The sequence below is a fragment of the Gemmatimonadota bacterium genome (assembly GCA_009835325.1).
In the GTDB taxonomy this organism is placed as follows: domain Bacteria; phylum JAAXHH01; class JAAXHH01; order JAAXHH01; family JAAXHH01; genus JAAXHH01.
Genome location: VXWP01000049.1, coordinates 1 through 16,233, shown reverse-complemented (window position 1 = coordinate 16,233; position 16,233 = coordinate 1). Strand labels below are relative to the sequence as shown.

General features: G+C 64.6%; 17 protein-coding genes. 8 read left to right on the top strand and 9 right to left on the bottom strand.

What is annotated here, in order from left to right; all coding sequences use genetic code 11:
- Complete coding sequence (locus tag F4Z81_06185) at positions 1 to 1,221, bottom strand: aminotransferase class I/II-fold pyridoxal phosphate-dependent enzyme (GenBank protein MXW04639.1); 1,221 nt, start codon at positions 1,219 to 1,221, stop codon at positions 1 to 3.
- Positions 1,218 to 3,074, bottom strand: coding sequence for an aspartate aminotransferase family protein (locus F4Z81_06180; GenBank protein MXW04638.1), 1,857 nt, complete (start codon positions 3,072 to 3,074; stop codon positions 1,218 to 1,220). Before F4Z81_06180 ends, F4Z81_06185 begins: the two co-directional genes overlap by 4 nt.
- Before the next feature lie 428 nt (positions 3,075 to 3,502).
- On the opposite strand from F4Z81_06180, the gene F4Z81_06175 reads away from it, so the two are divergent.
- Genes F4Z81_06175 through F4Z81_06160 form a run of 4 tightly spaced genes read left to right on the top strand, consistent with a single transcriptional unit; the run spans position 3,503 to position 6,579 of the window.
- Positions 3,503 to 4,135, top strand: a complete 633-nt coding sequence (locus F4Z81_06175) for a hypothetical protein (protein ID MXW04637.1) — start codon at positions 3,503 to 3,505, stop codon at positions 4,133 to 4,135.
- A complete protein-coding gene (locus F4Z81_06170) occupies positions 4,132 to 4,869 on the top strand; it encodes an ROK family protein (GenBank protein ID MXW04636.1) in 738 nt (245 codons plus the stop codon). The genes F4Z81_06175 and F4Z81_06170 overlap by 4 nt, the downstream gene beginning before the upstream one ends.
- A gap of 38 nt (positions 4,870 to 4,907) precedes the next feature.
- Positions 4,908 to 5,792 carry a hypothetical protein gene (locus F4Z81_06165; protein MXW04635.1) on the top strand — a complete coding sequence of 295 codons (885 nt, stop codon included), beginning with the start codon at positions 4,908 to 4,910 and terminating at the stop codon, positions 5,790 to 5,792.
- A gap of 55 nt (positions 5,793 to 5,847) precedes the next feature.
- The gene (locus F4Z81_06160) at positions 5,848 to 6,579 is read left to right on the top strand and encodes a site-specific DNA-methyltransferase (protein MXW04634.1); all 732 of its coding nucleotides are present in this window, start codon (positions 5,848 to 5,850) and stop codon (positions 6,577 to 6,579) included.
- Positions 6,580 to 6,581: 2 nt separating this feature from the next.
- Here F4Z81_06160 and F4Z81_06155 read toward each other — a convergent pair whose 3' ends face one another.
- The 4 genes from F4Z81_06155 to F4Z81_06140 all read right to left on the bottom strand — a co-directional run bounded on the left by F4Z81_06155 (position 6,582) and on the right by F4Z81_06140 (position 9,752).
- The gene (locus tag F4Z81_06155; protein ID MXW04633.1) at positions 6,582 to 7,418 is read right to left on the bottom strand and encodes a sugar phosphate isomerase/epimerase; all 837 of its coding nucleotides are present in this window, start codon (positions 7,416 to 7,418) and stop codon (positions 6,582 to 6,584) included.
- On the bottom strand, positions 7,415 to 8,473 hold the full coding sequence (locus tag F4Z81_06150; protein MXW04632.1) for a hypothetical protein: 1,059 nt from the start codon (positions 8,471 to 8,473) through the stop codon (positions 7,415 to 7,417). Before F4Z81_06150 ends, F4Z81_06155 begins: the two co-directional genes overlap by 4 nt.
- Positions 8,474 to 8,559: 86 nt before the next feature.
- The gene (locus tag F4Z81_06145) at positions 8,560 to 8,880 is read right to left on the bottom strand and encodes an L-rhamnose mutarotase (GenBank protein MXW04631.1); all 321 of its coding nucleotides are present in this window, start codon (positions 8,878 to 8,880) and stop codon (positions 8,560 to 8,562) included.
- A gap of 11 nt (positions 8,881 to 8,891) precedes the next feature.
- Positions 8,892 to 9,752 carry a hypothetical protein gene (locus F4Z81_06140; GenBank protein MXW04630.1) on the bottom strand — a complete coding sequence of 287 codons (861 nt, stop codon included), beginning with the start codon at positions 9,750 to 9,752 and terminating at the stop codon, positions 8,892 to 8,894.
- 225 nt (positions 9,753 to 9,977) lie between these two features.
- Between F4Z81_06140 and F4Z81_06135 the strand changes: the two genes are divergently transcribed.
- Positions 9,978 to 11,207, top strand: a complete 1,230-nt coding sequence (locus F4Z81_06135; GenBank protein MXW04629.1) for an MFS transporter — start codon at positions 9,978 to 9,980, stop codon at positions 11,205 to 11,207.
- 125 nt (positions 11,208 to 11,332) lie between these two features.
- On the opposite strand, the gene F4Z81_06130 is transcribed toward F4Z81_06135, so the two are convergent.
- The 3 genes from F4Z81_06130 to F4Z81_06120 are packed head-to-tail and all read right to left on the bottom strand — an operon-like array spanning position 11,333 to position 13,510.
- Entirely contained in the window at positions 11,333 to 12,748 is a 1,416-nt protein-coding gene (locus F4Z81_06130; protein MXW04628.1) for a hypothetical protein, read from the bottom strand.
- A gap of 33 nt (positions 12,749 to 12,781) precedes the next feature.
- Positions 12,782 to 13,219: a type II toxin-antitoxin system VapC family toxin gene (locus F4Z81_06125; GenBank protein MXW04627.1), complete on the bottom strand. Its 438-nt coding sequence runs from the start codon at positions 13,217 to 13,219 to the stop codon at positions 12,782 to 12,784.
- Between the two features lie 3 nt (positions 13,220 to 13,222).
- Positions 13,223 to 13,510 (bottom strand): type II toxin-antitoxin system Phd/YefM family antitoxin, encoded by a 288-nt coding sequence (locus tag F4Z81_06120; protein ID MXW04626.1) that lies wholly within the window; start codon positions 13,508 to 13,510, stop codon positions 13,223 to 13,225.
- 242 nt (positions 13,511 to 13,752) lie between these two features.
- Between F4Z81_06120 and F4Z81_06115 the strand changes: the two genes are divergently transcribed.
- The 3 genes from F4Z81_06115 to F4Z81_06105 form a co-directional block, all read left to right on the top strand.
- On the top strand, positions 13,753 to 14,556 hold the full coding sequence (locus tag F4Z81_06115) for a phytanoyl-CoA dioxygenase family protein (GenBank protein MXW04625.1): 804 nt from the start codon (positions 13,753 to 13,755) through the stop codon (positions 14,554 to 14,556).
- A 61-nt stretch (positions 14,557 to 14,617) separates the two neighbouring features.
- Positions 14,618 to 15,379 (top strand): TIM barrel protein, encoded by a 762-nt coding sequence (locus F4Z81_06110; protein MXW04624.1) that lies wholly within the window; start codon positions 14,618 to 14,620, stop codon positions 15,377 to 15,379.
- A gap of 42 nt (positions 15,380 to 15,421) precedes the next feature.
- Positions 15,422 to 16,233: amidohydrolase family protein (locus tag F4Z81_06105; protein ID MXW04623.1), on the top strand; the 812-nt coding region annotated here is incomplete at its 3' end.

Here is a 16,233-nt window from a genome sequence, read left to right as displayed (position 1 = left end):
CTACAACACCGCTTCCAGCGTGTTGATGAAGGCCTCGTTTTCGTCCGGCGTGCCGACGGTAACGCGCAAATACCCCTTCAGCCCCCACCACATGGCGTCGCCGATCCAGACGTTGCGCTCCTGGAGCGCGTTGAACACGGATTCGGCCCTGTCCCCGAGCCTGAACAGGACGAAGCAGGCATCGCTGGGCGTGTACGGGATATCCAGCCGTTCGAAGGCCTCGCCCAGGTAGGCCTTGCCTTCCTCCACCGTCTGCCGGCTCCGTTCGTAGTGGGCGTGGTCGTCCAGCGCGGCGAGGGCGGCGTACACGCCCAGGTTGCCCGGCGGGCCGCCCAGGTTGTAAAGCGACAGCTTCCGCCTCAGCCGGGGCGAGAGCGCGGCGTACCCGACGCGCATGCCCGCCAGTCCGTAGATCTTGGAGAACGTTCGGGATACGATCACGTTATCCTGTTCGAGCGTCAGGTACATCGCGTCGCGGTAACCGGGATCGGTCGTGTAGTCGATATAGGCTTCGTCGATGAAAACCGTGACGTGAGACGGTACGGACCGGACGAAATCCGCCAGCGCGTCATGTTCCACCACGGTGCTGGTGGGATTATTGGGATTCGTCACGACCACGACCGTCGTATTGTCGTTGATCCTTTCGTACATGGCGTTCAGGTTGTGCCGCAGGTCCCGGGTCAGTCGGACGTTGTTGACCTTGACGTCGGCGCCTTCTTCTTCCCTGAACCGCCTCCAGACATCCGCCGTATCGAAGTAGGCGGGCTGGGCCTGGACCAGTTCCGCCTTGTCCCGGACCGTCGCCAGACCCACCGAGTGAAGGATCATGCTGGAACCCGCGCTCAGGATCATCCGGCGGTCTTTCGTCACCTCTTCCCAGTTGTCCCACGTCGTCTCGGTGACCGGCAACCCGTGTTTCCGTTCAAGGGCGTTGATCAGGCCTTCCACAGGGTCCGGCATGAAACTCCAGTGGTAGCGGTTCACATCGAAAATGCGCGCGGCGACCGCCTCGACGGCCCGCGGAGACGGTCCCAGCGGGTTCTCGTTGGACGACAGGTTCACGTAGCCCGGTGCGATACCGTGACCCTGGATATCCTCCGGTTTCTTGCCCGACACCAGGGCCTGCGCCATCACCATCGGATCGGCCGCCAGGACGCCCAGGCCCCCAAGCAGCGTTCCCCCGATGAATCCACGGCGCGACAGGTTGGAATCTGGTTTCATGACGTCTTCAACTCCTTTACCGTTTCCCGGATGCTCTCCGACAAAATGTCCAGCATGAGGTCCGTCTCTTCCCTGGTGATGACGAGCGGCGGCGCCAGGGCGATCCAGTTGGGATCGAAGCGCGTCAGCAGCCCTTTTCCGAGCGCGGCATGGCCGGCCTGCACGCCGAACTTCACCGATGGATTGAACGGCGTGCGGGTTTCGGGATCTTCCACGAATTCAACGCCGGCCAGCAGGCCGCAGCCCCGGATATCGCCCACGATGCCGAATTCCCGCAGTTCCTCCAGCCGCTGCCGGACATAGGCACCCGTCTCGCGTGCACGTGCGCACAGGTCCCTTTCCCGGATCTCCGCCAGGTTCGCCAGTCCGGCCGCCGCGGCCAGCGGGTTGCCGCCGAAGGTGTGGCCGTGGGAGAACTCGACCTCGTCCTCTTCGCGACCGAGAAAGGCGGCCGCGATGGAATCCCGGAAGGCGATCCCTGCCAGGGGCACGTATCCGCTGGACATGCCCTTGCCCATGCAGAGGATGTCGGGCGCCGCCTCGAAGGTCTGGGCGGCGAACATGCTGCCGGTGCGGCCGAAGCCGGTGATGATCTCGTCGTAGATCAGGAGGATATCGTGCCGGTTGCAGATATCCCGCAGTTCGGGGAGATACCCCGGCGGCGGCATGATGATCCCCCCGGTGTTCCCCACGGGTTCCAGGATGAGCGCGGCGATGGTCTCGGCGCCTTCCAGCTCGATGAGGTCCTCCACCGTCCGGGCGCAGAAGACCTCGCAGTCCGGAAAGGTCTTTTCGTAAGGGCACCGGTAGCAGGTCGGCGGGTGGACGTGCAGGAATCCGTGCAGCGTGGGTTCGAACATAGTCTTGCGCCGGCGCGTGCCCGTGGCCGACAGGGCCCCCATGGTCGCGCCGTGGTACCCGTGAAACCGCGAGATCACCTTGAACTTGCCCGGGTTGCCGGTCTGCCGGTGGTATTGCCGCGCCAGCTTCATGGCCGCCTCGGTGGCTTCCGATCCGCCGGACAGGAGCTTGATGGTGTTCAGGTCTTCCGGCGTGACTTCCGCCAGCCGCTGGACCAGCTCGATGGCCGGCGGGCTGGTGGCGTGGAGCGGAGGGGCAAAGGCCATCGCGTCCAGCTGGGCCTTGATCGCCTCGATGATCCTCCGGTTGCCGTGGCCGGCGTTCACGGTGAAGATGCCCGACAGGCCGTCCAGGATCCTCCGGCCGTTTATGTCCTCGTACCAGACCCCGTCCGCCTTCCGGACGACGAGAGGGTCCTCGATGAAGGTCTCCATCTGGCGCAGGTCGAGGACGAGCCGTCGCAAGGATTCAGGCGCGGTGAGCAGTTCGGTATTCATCATGTGGTTGGCGACTAGTACAGCCGGTCGATGACGACGTCCGCACCGGAGGCTCCGACGACCACCCGCGGGTTGACCCCTTCCATGTCGCCCGCCTGCGGTACGCCGGCGTTCCCGTCCAGGTCGATGCGCGCGACGATGGTGACTTCCCCGGTGAATGCCGGACCCTGGACGGCCTGGTCCGCTCCGGTCAGCGTGTACGGCATGGGGAACCGCAGGCTTCTGAAACGCTTGACGGCCATGGGCGGACCGTCCTGGCTTCGTCTCGCCATGACGTACATGGTCTCCGAGCCCCTGAGCCGCGCGAAGAGTTCCGGCGTGATGTCGATGGTTCCCGATACGCTCGCACCGCCTGCCGGGACCGCGGTGGGCTGTCCTTCCTCGAAGCTTCGGCCGGCCACCCGGCTGCCGTCGATCGGCCGCTGCGCCTCCACGAAGGACCTGCCGGACGGCTGTCCGCCGTCTTCGGGCAAGGGACGCAGGTTCTGATCGCATCCGCACCAGATCAGCGCCCCCAGCAATATCGATTTGAAATGTAATGGACGCATGCCTGCAAAAGGTCCTGTAAAGGGTGCCGTCCAGCGGGAAGGCCCAGTACTGAAGGGTGTTTTGCGTCGTCCGGACACTCCGGATAGTCTAGGCGAACCCCCGCCGGTTGTCAACCTCTATGTACCCGCGCTAAGGAACAAGAAAAGCCTTGACTTGACCTGTTGCGCAGACCTAACATGGAACTTCGCCGGCGACTCCTTTCCCGGGGTTGGCCGGCATGTTGTTTCAGGCAGGCGGAGCACGAGCGTTCATCTACTTTGCCATGCCTGCCCCGGGTGGGAATGGCCGGCATGGTCTTGCCAGATTCCACCTCCTCTTTTCGATAAACCGGGTCTTCTTCCAAGGCGGTTCCCAGGAACCGGGACTGGACAGTCATGCCGCAGGGTACGATCACCAGGCTGAACCACACCAGGGGTTACGGGTTCATCAACACCCCGGAGAACGAAGACCTGTTTTTCCATCGATCCAACATTACGGACGGGCAGTTTTCGTTGCTGCAGGTCGGCGACCAGGTGACGTATACCGTCCAGTTCACTTCCCGCGGCCCCCGGGCCGATCAGGTCCAGGTCCAGAGTCAGTCCGTGAGACTCCAGGTGAACCTTGCCGTGAAGGACCTGCAGGTGTCCGCGGCATTCTACACGGAGACCTTCGGCTTCAAGGAACTGTCGAACGACCCCGGTTACATCCTGCTCCAACGGAACGAACTGGTCCTCGGACTGAAGACCGACGAACTGCTCTGGTATCCGGACCCGGGGGAACAGCCTGTCGAGTCGCTCGCCCGCGGCGTGGGAGTCGAACTGGTCCTGGAGATCTCGGATATCGGCCAGTTCCATGCGAAGATGCAACAGGCCGGGGTGTCCATACACGAACCTCTGACAGCGCAACCATGGGGCGCCACGGACTTCCGCATGCTGGACCCGGACGGCTATTACTGGCGGATCACGTCCCCACGCGACCGAGATGCCGTCCAGGCCGAAGAAGAATCGACGGAAGGTGAACCCGCATGAGTCTGCTGGGGATCGATATCGGCGGAACGGGCATCAAAGGCGCGCCGGTCTGCCTGGAATCCGGAAGACTCGAGACGGAACGCTTCAGGATCGGCACCCCCAGGCCGGCCACGCCAAAGAAAGTGATCGAGACCGCGGCGGAGATCGTCCGGCACTTCGACCCGCGGGGTCCCGTGGGATTCGGCTTTCCCGCGGTCATCAAGCAAGGTACGGTGCGGACCGCCGCGAACATCGACCCGTCCTGGATCGGCGTCAACGCGGTAGAACGCATGGCGAAGGCGACCGGCCGGCCGGTCGTTTTCGTGAACGACGCGGATGCCGCGGGCATGGCGGAGATGCGGTTCGGCGCGGGCAGAGACCGGGACGGCGTGGTGGTCATCGCGACCCTGGGTACCGGTATCGGTACCTCCCTGTTCGTCGACGGCACGCTCGTGCCCAGCACGGAATTCGGCCACATCGAGATGAAAGGCCGCGTCGCGGAGAAATACGCCGCCGAAAGCATTCGGAAAGCGAAAGGCCTGAGCTGGGAGGAATGGGGCGGACGGGTGAACGAGTACCTGTGCAGGCTGGACGAGTTGATCCGCCCGGACCTGATCATCGTGGGCGGCGGCGCCAGCAACAAGTACGAGAAGTTCTCATCGTGCTTCACCGTGGATACCGAGGTCGTCCCCGCCCGGCTGAGGAACCAGGCCGGGATCATCGGGGCGGCCCTGGCCGCGCAGACCGCCGCGTGACCCGCAGGCCGTCGCAAGATCTGCAGAAAGCGCCTTACATGTCCATACTCAGCAAGTCGAAACTGTTTCCCATGTTGCCCGACGGCGTCCGCGGGCGCGTGACCGAAAACCATCGCCTGTCCCCGTCCCGCCGCCTGAAGAGCAGGAAACAGGCCGGCGAGTTCATCCTGGAACGGTGTTTCGTCTCGGTCTACTCCGGCACCGAACTACCCAGTATCCAGGAGGCCATAGACGGCAGGACCGGCCTTGCCGGCAACGGTAACGGGATCAGCACGGGACAGGGCATCGCCAGCATCTGGCTGAGCGACCTGCCCGAAGCCGTTCCCTGCCTGTTCGGCACCTTCGTGAAGCGCAAGCCCACGCTGGTCGCCCGGAAGCACTGGGCTGCCCTGCTGGCCATGGAAGGGGAAGGCTTCCGGGGCGCCCGGGAGCGCAACCGGATCTCCCCGGCGGCGTTCCGGCTGGCCGACTGCATCGAACGGGACGGCCCGGCCACGGGGCGGGCGCTGCGGGACCGGCTCGCAGGATCCGTCCGCATGGACAGGCGGACTTTCCGAAAGGCGCTGCTGGAACTCGAGAAGCTGTGGTTGATCGTACCCGGACGGTCCGGACAGCCTGGAAGGAACGTCCATGACGCGGCCTCGTGCGTATGGGAGCTGACGAAGCGGTGGGTGCCCGACGAGACGGCGAGGGAAGCCGTTTCCATGACCCGCCGTCATGCCATGCGCAGTCTGCTCGTGGGCGCCGTTGAGTCCGCCGGAGCCGTCGACGAGAAAGCGGTCTACCGGTGGTTCGGCTGGCCCCGGTCCATGACGGGCGGGCTCATGGACGAAGCCCTGTCGGCCGAGGAATGCTTCCGGGTGGACGGCCCCAGTCCCGTGATCATCTCAAGCACCCTGGCCGAAATCTGGCCCGAAGCCTGACGCGGCGGTGAAGGCCGCCGCCAGGACTCATTTCCCGCGATACGACGCTTCCTCAATGCGCCTTTACCACGATGACGACCAGGTCCAGCTCTGGCTGGGCGACGCGCGCAGGATGGACCCGATTCCAGACGGGCGCGCCGGCCTGGTCCTGACCTGTCCGCCCTGGTGGGAGAGCGGCGACTACGGCCACCCGGACCAGATCGGTTTCGGCCAGACCTATCCGGACTTCCTGGCCTCGCTCTCAGAGGTATGGGCGCAGTGCCACCGGTGCCTCATGCCCGGCAGGGCTATGATCGTCTGGATCGCCGACTTGCTCTGGCGGGATGAACCGGTCGCGCTGGTGGCGGATACGCACCGCGGTCTCCAGGAGGCCGGATTTCAGTACGAGGCCACCTGGTACTGGTTCGAACCGGGGAAAGCGGTGAAGGAGGAACCGGCGGATGGCCGGGTACCGCTCGGATGCCGGCCCAAGGTGCATGCCGAGACCATCCTGGCCTACCGGAAGCCCGGTGAATCCGAAGCGCCGCCGCCTGGCGTCGTGGAAGAAAGCAGAATACCCGCTTCAACATGGCGGGCGGGCCGCCAGGCCGTCTGGACGCCGGACGATAACCTGGAACAGCCCTACCGGCGCCTGATCCGCCTCTGGTCATACGCGGGCGATACGGTTCTGGACCCCTTTGCCGGGCAAGGCACGATCGCCCTGGCCGCGCGCGCGCTCGGGCGCCGCAGCGTCTCCGTGGAACTGAACCCCGATTCCTGCCGGCACATCACGTCGCTTCTCTCTTAGCCTCACATGCCGTTTTCGGCGAGAAGGCGCCGCAGGTAGGCGACGGCCTTGGGTACCGCGATCTCCTCGGCTTCGACGTCCTGCCCTTCGTAGACGACCGACATCCAGCCATTGAAACCGACCTGCTTCAGGATCCCCAGAATGCGGGGATAGTCCAGCCACTCCTCCTCGCCGGACTGGATGCGGTAGAACTTCGCCCGGACATGCGCCGCGTACGGCGCGCTCTTCTCCATGCTGCCGTAGAAATCGTAGGCGGGGTCCGGGTTGCCCCTGCTGCCCGAAGCGCCCGGCGAGCCGGCATACTGGCCCGTGTCGAGGATATGGGTGAACGTGGGGCGATCCACCTGGTTCAGGATGCGCACGACGTCGTCGCCGGTACGGGTCACGCAGCCGTGATTATGGTTGTGAAGCCCGACGGCCACGCCTCTGGCGGCCCCGTGATCCACCACTTCGGAGATGCCATAAATCATCCGGGACCAGGTGACGCGCGCGGGCGTGTCCTCCCGGTCCCAGGCCGCGAAGATCCGGACCATGGGCACGTTCAGCCGCGCGGCCACGTCGATCCAGTGCTTGACCATCTGGATCTCGGCGGCGATCTCCCCGGGCGGCTTCCCGAAGTTGTTGCTGATGCCCAGGTAGGAGATGGCAAGCCCCCGCTGCAGGCACTGCATGCGCACGTCCCGCAGGTACGCGTCATCTTCCGATTCCAGCGCCCGGGTATGGATGTCGATCCCGTCGAGTCCCATTTCGCGGGCGAGGTCGATGAATTCGAACAGGTCCATGCGGCCTTCGGAAATGGCGTGGCTGTAACTCAGGGACATGCAACCGAGCTTGATCACTGCGTGTCTTCCTTTCTGTCGGCGGTACGGTCGCCGTCCATCGAGCAGGACTGCTCCAGGAAATAGACCATGACGTACTCTTCGGCCGTGCGCTTGGGACCAGGCAGGTTCCGGATCCGCCGCGCGTGGGCTTCGAGGTGGCGCTTGACGAAGAACAGGTAGAGCTGGGTGACGAAGTCGGTGGCCGTATGGTCGTAGAGATAGGTGGGCGACAGGGACAGGGTGGTGTCGACGCCCGGAAACGACGCCCTGTGCTGCCCCTCTTTCAGTTTGTCGCCCAGGGACTCGAGTTCCTCGGTGGACACGCTGAAGAGGAACTCACGAAAGGCCTGCAGTTCCTCCGGCGGACAGGTCTTCCTGGAGAAATAGTCGAGGAACCGGATGTCGCCGCCCGCGCGCATCAGGGCGAATACCTCGGAAACCCCCATGAGGGTACCCAGCTGCACGGTCGTCTGCCGCCGGGCTTCCCAGGTGGTTTCGAGGACGGGCAGGAAGGCTTCGATCCGCCGGGAGAACCGGTCCTCCCAGAGGTGGGTCAGGGCGGTGGCCGCCTTGATGCGGACCGCGCGGCCGAGGCTGTCGTCGCAGACGATGGCGATCAGCAGCGATTCGATCACCTTGTTGTGTATGCTCTGGCTGATCCGGGCGCCGATGGCGTCTTCCACGGCCGTGAATTCGTCCCGGCCGCCCAGCGCTTCCTGGACCACCTGGTGCAGGAGACGGAACAGGTTCAGCCGCGCCATGACGTACACCTGCCCGACCGCGGCCCGCATGGGAAGCAGCATGTCGACGGTGAAGAGCGTGGCGTTGGACAGCGCCTCGATAAGGGAAGCGGCATCCCGCCGCTGCTGGCCGAGGGACTGGCTTTCCAGCAGGGAGGGATAGGCGTTCATGACCCTGGCCAGGTCGCTCAACCGGGCGATGGACTCGCAGATCGCCTGGTCGAGGTGCGCGGCGTCCGGATTCCTGCATTCCTTCAGCGAATCGGTGATGTCCCGGATCAGCCGCTTTTCGTCTTGCGTAAGGACGGGCGTATCGAGGGTGGTGGTGTCCAAGTGGTCTTGTTTTACCCCTGTTACCCTGCGCGGGTGTTACCTGCGCGCGGGGGGCGCGCTTTACTTTTAGTTCGGGCAGAAACCTGTCATTCCAGGTAGAAAACCTGCTCCAGCGGGACCATGTTCTCGTCGGCGTGCTTGCCGCCGAGGTTCTCGAAATAGGGTGCCATGAACTCCTGCCAGCGTGCGTTGACGTCCGTCTCCGCCATCCTGGCCAGCGCCTTCTCGAAATCCGGGGTCTCGCAGTAACCGAAGAGCAGTCCGTCCTCGCGCATGAACAGCGAGTAGTTGCGCCAGCCGGCGTCTTGCAACGCCTCCAGCATCTCCGGCCAGACCTCCCGGTGGTGCTTCTTGTAGCCTTCGATCATGTCTTCCTTGACTTTCAAAATGAACCCGACCCGTTGCATGGTAATCTCCTTCACGCTTCGTACTTGTAACTGACTTTCTCGATGTTCTCGTGGTCCGACCTGCGGGCCCGTTCGAGGGCGTAGGACGAGACGGGGAAGTAGTAGTGGGTTTCGGCATTGAGCGAAATGAAACCTTCGGCGTAGGCGACGTGGCCCGCGCTTCCGAAGGCCCCGTCGGACGTCTCGATGCGCTTGCGCGCGTAGGCGCCGCCGTAGCCCTGGCTCACCAGTGCGTCCAGCGCCGCCAGTTTCTTCTCGACCACGTCCGTGATGTCGATGAAGACATCGTTGTAGTACCCGCCGCGGGCGTCCCAGACGTTCCTGGGCAGGCTCGCCCCGCCGCAGCCCCAGTAGAACACCTGGGCCACCTGGTGGGGCGGATGCCGGTCGCCGGGGTCGACGGAACCGGCCAGCCCCATGGCGAGCATGACGATGCGGCCGGCCACCGCGTGGGGGTTCCAGGTGCCGCCGCCCTCGTCGGGGAAATGGGTGAGGATGATATCCGGCTTCAGTTCCCGCAGCAGGCTGGCGAGCTGGCGCACGATCGGCCGGTCGGGCAGGAGCACGGCATCATCCGCGCCCATGAACCAGACGTCCTCCACGCCGAGGGCACGGCACGCCGATTTCACCTCTTCCGCCTTTACGTCGGACCGTTCCGCCATCATCCGCTTCAGGGTGTCCCCGTCCGGCACCTCATCCGCGTGGAACATGTCGTCGCTGATGACCTTGTCGTGCACGCGAGCGCCGTGGGTCAGCACGACGCATCCCACCCAGTCGCCGCGGGCGGTGTGATGGGCCATGGCGCCGCCCGACTGGTCGAATATGTCCGCCGGATGCGCACCGATGGACAGGATGCGAAGCCCGTCGCTCATGACGACACTCCCCTATTTCGAGCAGGCGTGATCACGGTGTTCGAAAGGGTATGCGGAACGCTTGACTGTGGCCGATAGAAAGGCTTTCTTGTCCCAGAATCACCGCGGGCCGGATTGTCGGCAGACGACGAGGAGATCCGGTTATCGGTGGTGCCGATCGCTTAAGATAAATCGGAATATAGATGGTCCCACCTGCCCGTCAACAGGATTTTCCACAGGGCGTCCATGTTCGTCCGGCTCGGCTCACGCTGGAAAGCGGCCCGCCTGCTTTCCATCCCCGATTTCCGTAACCTCTGGATTTCCAGCAGCATCTGGTGGCAGACGCGCTGGATGGATGAACTGATCGTTGGCTGGGTCGTGCTGGAACTGACCGACTCGGCCGGCATGGTGGCGCTGGTCAGCTTCTGCCGCATGGCGCCGTTCATGCTCTTCGGCCCCTTCTTCAGCACGGTGGTCCGGTACGTGAGCTACCGCTGGCTGATCGTCAACGCCCAGTTCATCAACTGCTTCGTCAACGGCCTCTTCTGGATCCTCGCCCTGCTCGGCCACCTGGCCTTCTGGCACGTCGTCATCGGATCCGTCCTGATCGGCCTGGGCAGCGCCTACGACTGGTCCTGCCGCCGGGCGCTCATCCCGGACCTGGTGGGCAAGGACCGGACGACGGACGCCATGGTGCTGGAGACGGTGCCCCAGAACATCTCCCGGCTGATCGGGCCGCTCATGAGCGGCATCCTGCTCGAGTTCGCCGGGACGAAGGGCGGCTTCCTGGCTCTCTTCCTCCTGCAGGTCGTCCAGATCGTCGTGATCGTCCGGCTCTCCGCCGCTACGGACCGGAAAGGCCGGAAGAAGGGACGGCTCGGTCCCTGGAAGGACCTGCTCCTCGGCTACCGGTATTCGCGCCGGCATCCCAGGATCTCGGGCGTGCTGATCATCACCTTCATCATGAACGCCTTCGCCTTCTCCTACCAGGTCCTGCTGCCCGTCTTCGTACGGGACGTCCTCTTCCTCGGCCCCCTGGAACTGGGCATCCTCGGCGCGGGCACCGGCGTCGGATCCATCCTCGGCATCGCCCTCATCGACCGGCTGGGCCAGCACTACCGCGACGGCCTGGTTTTCTCCATCAGTTCCCTGGTCAACGCCCTGGCCACGCTGGTCTTCGCCCTGTCGACGTCCTTCCCGCTTTCGCTCCTGATGCTGATCCTGGTGGGCGTCGGGCAGACCGGGTTCGGGATCATGCAGTCCTCCATCGTCCTCCGCACGTCCAGCGACGCCATGCGGCCCCGGGTCATGGGCCTACTCGTCCTCGCCATCGGCGGCGGTCCGCCCGGCCGCCTGCTCGTCGGCGGGCTGGCCGCGGTGGCGGGCGCGCCCCTGGCCCTCACGATTTGCGGCGGGATCGCCAGCCTGGGGGTCGTCAGTGTGCTGTGGAGGTTGGGCGGGTTGCGGAAGGACTGAGGAGCGACGGCCACGTGGACGGCTGGCGCCACGTGGACGGCTGGCGCCGCGTGGACGGCTGGCGGTCGGCACGGCGGCGCGGTCGGCGCGGCGGCGCGGTCGGCGCGGCGGCGCAGTCGGCTCGTCTACCTCAGCCATCCCATCCGGTCCTTGCGCCAGCCCAGCCGGTCGAGATGGTTCGCCCGGATCGCCTCGATGTGGCGGGTGTGCAGATCCTGCTTCTCTTCCGTCCACCGGTATTCGTCCAGCAGGTCGAGGTCGAGTTCCACGCCCAGGCCGGGTCCCTCGGGTACGCGGAGGCACCCGTCTTCGTAGGGCATCTTGCCGCCCTTGATGACGTCGCCCACCCACTGGTTGTAATGGGCGTCCAGGCCGTGGAGCGACATGGGCATGGTCCCGTTTCCGTGCACGATGTGATAGGGTATGGTGTAGGGGAAGGCGAAGGCGGCGACGTGGAGGCGTATGGCCGTGCCCGGCCCCAGTTCGTAGGCGCTGTGCATGCCCAGTTCCATGCCCATGAACCGGGCGGTGTCGTAGTACCGCTTGAGGGCCAGCGGCCCCGCGTAGGCGTCCGGCGCGGTCACGTCTGCGGCCACGTGGCGGCGCATGACGCCAAGGTCCAGCGGCTGGTCCAGCGTCTCGTCGCCGTAACGGCCGGAAACATAGGCACCGTAGGGACGGGGCGCCGAATCCCGCCGGAGCGGCGGCAGCCAGGCATGGGACGATATGGGGATGCTGCTCATGAGCCGCAGGCGGTGGCCGGCGCGGAAGATGTTCTCGAACCGGCCGCCGACGGGTTCCTCGATCCACTCGATCCGGCAGTCCTCCACCCCCTGCATGAACCGCAGGGCTTCGCTCTCGCTCCACGACGCGTGGGGATCGACGCGGATGTCCACGTCGAAGCCGGCCTCGTCGCGGATGTTGTGGACGAGTTCGACGTAACGGTGAGGCTCGAAATCGCACATGGACAGCTTGATGATCCGGAAGGTCTCGTCCTCCATGAGCGACTTCACGTGCTGCGGATAGGTGTCGAAGGCCACCTCGTGCTCGCCGTTGACATCGGGGAAGCGGCACCAGGTGTAGGCTGCGATGGGGATCTTCGTGGCCACGGGCGTGTCGAGTTCGAAGACCTCGCGCAGGTACCGGTAGAGGGGCTTGCCGGCGACCTTGCCGGCCAGGTCCCAGTAGGCCAGGCCCAAAAGCCCGCGGACCTCCGGTTCGAAGGGGTTTTTTCCCAGGACCCGGGAACGCAGCGCGTCGGCCTCGCTGGACAAACCTTCGGCTACGCCCACCAGGCCCTGGTCTGTTTCGAATTCGGCGAATGAGAACCCCTCCGCGGACCCGTCCCATCGCTTCGTGCCCCGCCACGGCATCAGCACACGCCAGGTACGCACGTCCGTGATCTTCAGACCGGCCGAGTACCCGTCCTCGTTGATCCGGCCCTGGCGGGCCTTGATGTCCGCCACGTTCTCCCGGTCGAAGGCGGCGATGGCGTCCACGTCATACATGCCGGGTGCTCCTCTGAAAGGCGTCCACGTCATACATGCCCGGCGCTCCGCTGGACGGCGTCCACGTCATACATGCCCGGCGCTCCGCTGGACGGCAGAGTCCTTCTCGTATGGATTCAGCGTTTCGACACCGAGCCGGTCATAGGATTCCGGATCTCCGGTGACCACGGTCAGCCGGTGCACCACGGCCGTCGCGGCGATCATGGCGTCGGTCATGCGAACGTCCCACCGGCGGTATAGGAGCTTTCCCCACACCCGGAAGACCGCCGGATCCATGGGAAGGACACGTTGGGAATCCATCAGCTTGCCCATCCAGGTCTCCAGTTCCGCGGCCCGGGAAGCATCCTTTGCCCGGGCGAACTCGATGCCCGTCTGAATCTCGCCCACGGTCACGGCGGAAAGGTAGACCTGGTCCGGGGCCAGTCCCAAAAACCACTCCAGCGCATCCTGGTGCGGCTGGCTCCTGCGCAGTTCCGATACGACTTCGGTATCCAGTAGATACATGGGTCAATCCGGGTCTGCCGGGCCTGCCGGGCCTGCCGGGTCTGCCGTCCCGCGCGATCGACGCCGTTCCCGCAGTGGCGTCAGGGACTCGGTGCGCGCTTCCGGCGACAGCAGCAGGTCCTTCAGGCCAAGCCGGGCCGACCGCTCCATTCGTTCCCACGTTTCGATGGAAACCAGCACGGCCGTTTTCACGCCCCGCTTGGTCACGACCTGAGGACCCTCCTCCCGGCTCGTTTCGAGGAGTTCGCTGAACTTCGCCTTCGCTTCCTGGACCTGCCATTCCCTGTCCATGATAGTAGCCTGATCAAAGATTGACGTTCTCAGTTGGATCGAAGAACGATAATCTAACTAGTCAGATAACTAGTTATTTTGGGAATGTCAAGAAAAACCGACCCATCGGACGATCATCTTCCAATGCCGTGAGGCCGGACTTAACCCTTGCCTTGTCGTTTCCGCCGGGTTTTATTCGATGCTACGTACGCTGGAACACACTCGCTTTGTACGTGACCTTAAACGCCAAAATCGGAATCGGCATGACCACCGGCACAATCTCCCTGGGTGGCAAAGTCGCCGAACCAGCGCAGATCCAGGACTGGGTCGATACGTTCAACCGCCAGGGATTCCTCTTCCTGGAGAGCGTGCTGCCGCCCGACTGGTGCGAGGCCCTGCGCGGGGACCTGGACTACGGCTTGCGGGAGAACCCCAACGGGCTCAATTCAGTCAGCGAGTACATGGCCCTGTGCCACCGCATGTTCGAGTTCAGCGAGACGAACCGCCGCCTCTTCGACCTCGAGCCCATCGTCAGCTTCGCCGAGGCATTGGTCGCCGAGAACTGCCACGTCATCCACAACAACTCCTTTAAGACGCGTCCCGGCGGGTCCTTCCAGTGGCACCAGGACGACGCGCCGCATTTCCTGGTGACGGATGGAGACCCTCCACAGAACATCCGACTTCCGGTCCTCTTCTTTACCTGCAACTACTATCTCACCGACGTCACCGAACCCGAACACGGCGGCACGGAAGTCATCCCGGGATCCCACCTCTTCGGCCGCCCCTGTCCCGATTCGCTGGAGGGCACCGAGTGGGAGGACCGGATCCACTACAACCTCGGCCCGGCGGGCAGTGTCGCCATGTTCAACAACCAGGTCTGGCACCGGGGCGGGCCGAACCGGAGCGACCGCACGCGGTACATCACCCAGATCACCTACGCGCGGCGCGTTATCGGTCACAAGTACTTCCCCTTCATCGACTACACCATGCCCGAGCACGTGTACCGGGACGCCGATCCCCGCCAGAAACGCCTGTTCGGGTTTCTGGAGCACGGCGCGTACGGGTGACGGCGCGCGGCACTGGCCAGGCAGGGCGGCTGCGGCACGCCATATCTGACAGGAGACTTTCATGAGCACCATCAGGCAGTCCATCTGCTTCGGTTGTTTCAACCGCGAAGGCCTGACCCCGGAATCGCTCATCCGTGAAGCGGCACGAATGGGCTACGCGTCCGTCGAAATGCTGCCGGAGGAGCACTGGAACCGGGTGCGCGACGCAGGCATGGACATCGCCATCGTCGTGGGCCACGCTTCCCTGCCCGACGGGTTGAACAAACGGGAGAACCACGACCGCATCGAGGACGAACTGCTGGCCAACATGGACCAGGCCGTCGAGTACGGCATCCCCGGCCTGATCTGCTTCTCGGGCAACCGGGAAGGCAAGTCCGACGACGAAGGCCGCGACAACTGCATCGAGGGCCTGCTGCGCGTCGCGAAAGCGGCCGAGGAGAAGGGCGTCACCCTGTGCATGGAACTGCTCAACAGCAAGGTGAACCACCCGGACTACCAGTGCGACTACACGGACTGGGGCGTGTCCGTCTGCGAGGGGGTCGGTTCGCCGCGGGTCAAGCTGCTCTACGACATCTACCACATGCAGATCATGGAAGGCGACCTGATCCGGACCATCCGGGACAACATCGCGCACATCGGCCACTTCCACACGGCGGGCAACCCCGGCCGGAACGACCTCGACGAGACCCAGGAGATCTACTACCCGCCCGTCATGCGCGCCATCGCCGAGACCGGTTACACGGGGTACGTGGGCCACGAGTTCGTGCCCCTGGGCGACCCGCTGGCGGCCATGAAGGCGGCCTATGATACGTGCAATGTCTGATATACCTCAGTCTGATATTTCTTAAAGGATAAGGATAACCGCATGATCGTCGATACCCACGTACACGTCTGGGAGATCGACCCGCCCCGATACCCGGTAGGGCCCACCGCGCCGACGTGGACGGCGGAACCGGACGAGCCCGGCACGGCCGACGAACTGATCGAGGACATGGACGCCAACGGCGTGGACGCAAGCGTGCTGGTGCAGACGTCGTGGTCGACATGGGACAACGGCTACATGTCCGATTCTGTGGCCCGGTTTCCGGACCGGTTCGTGGGGCACGGCCTGATCGACCCGCAGGATACCGAAGGGAACGCCGAGCAGGTCCGGCACTGGATGGAGGACCGGGGGCTGGTCGGTTTCCGTTTCCACCCCTTCTACTATCCGGACGAGCAGATTCTCGTGGCTGAGGGCAACCGGGCCATGTGGGAGGAACTCGCCGCACGGGACGCGGTGGTCCAGTTCCACATGAAGCCCGGGGACACCCCACAGGTTGACGAGATCGCCCGGCGCCATCCGGACATGACGCTGATCATCGACCACATGGGATATCCCGACCCGGAAACCGGGATGGAGGTTTTTCAGCCCATTCTCGACCTCGCCCGGAACGAGCGGATGTTCGTGAAGATATCGGACGTGAAGGGGCGGTCGCGGGAGCCTTTCCCCTTCCGCGACATGCACCCATTTGTCCGTGCGCTCCTGGACGCCTTCGGCGTGGAACGGGCCATGTGGGGCACCGGGTACCCGGGCCATCACAGGGTGAAGCACAACTGGCTGTCGCTGGCCGACGAGCTTCGACTGGTCCGGGAGGGATACGACTTCCTGACCGACGATCAGAAAGACCGGTTGCTGGG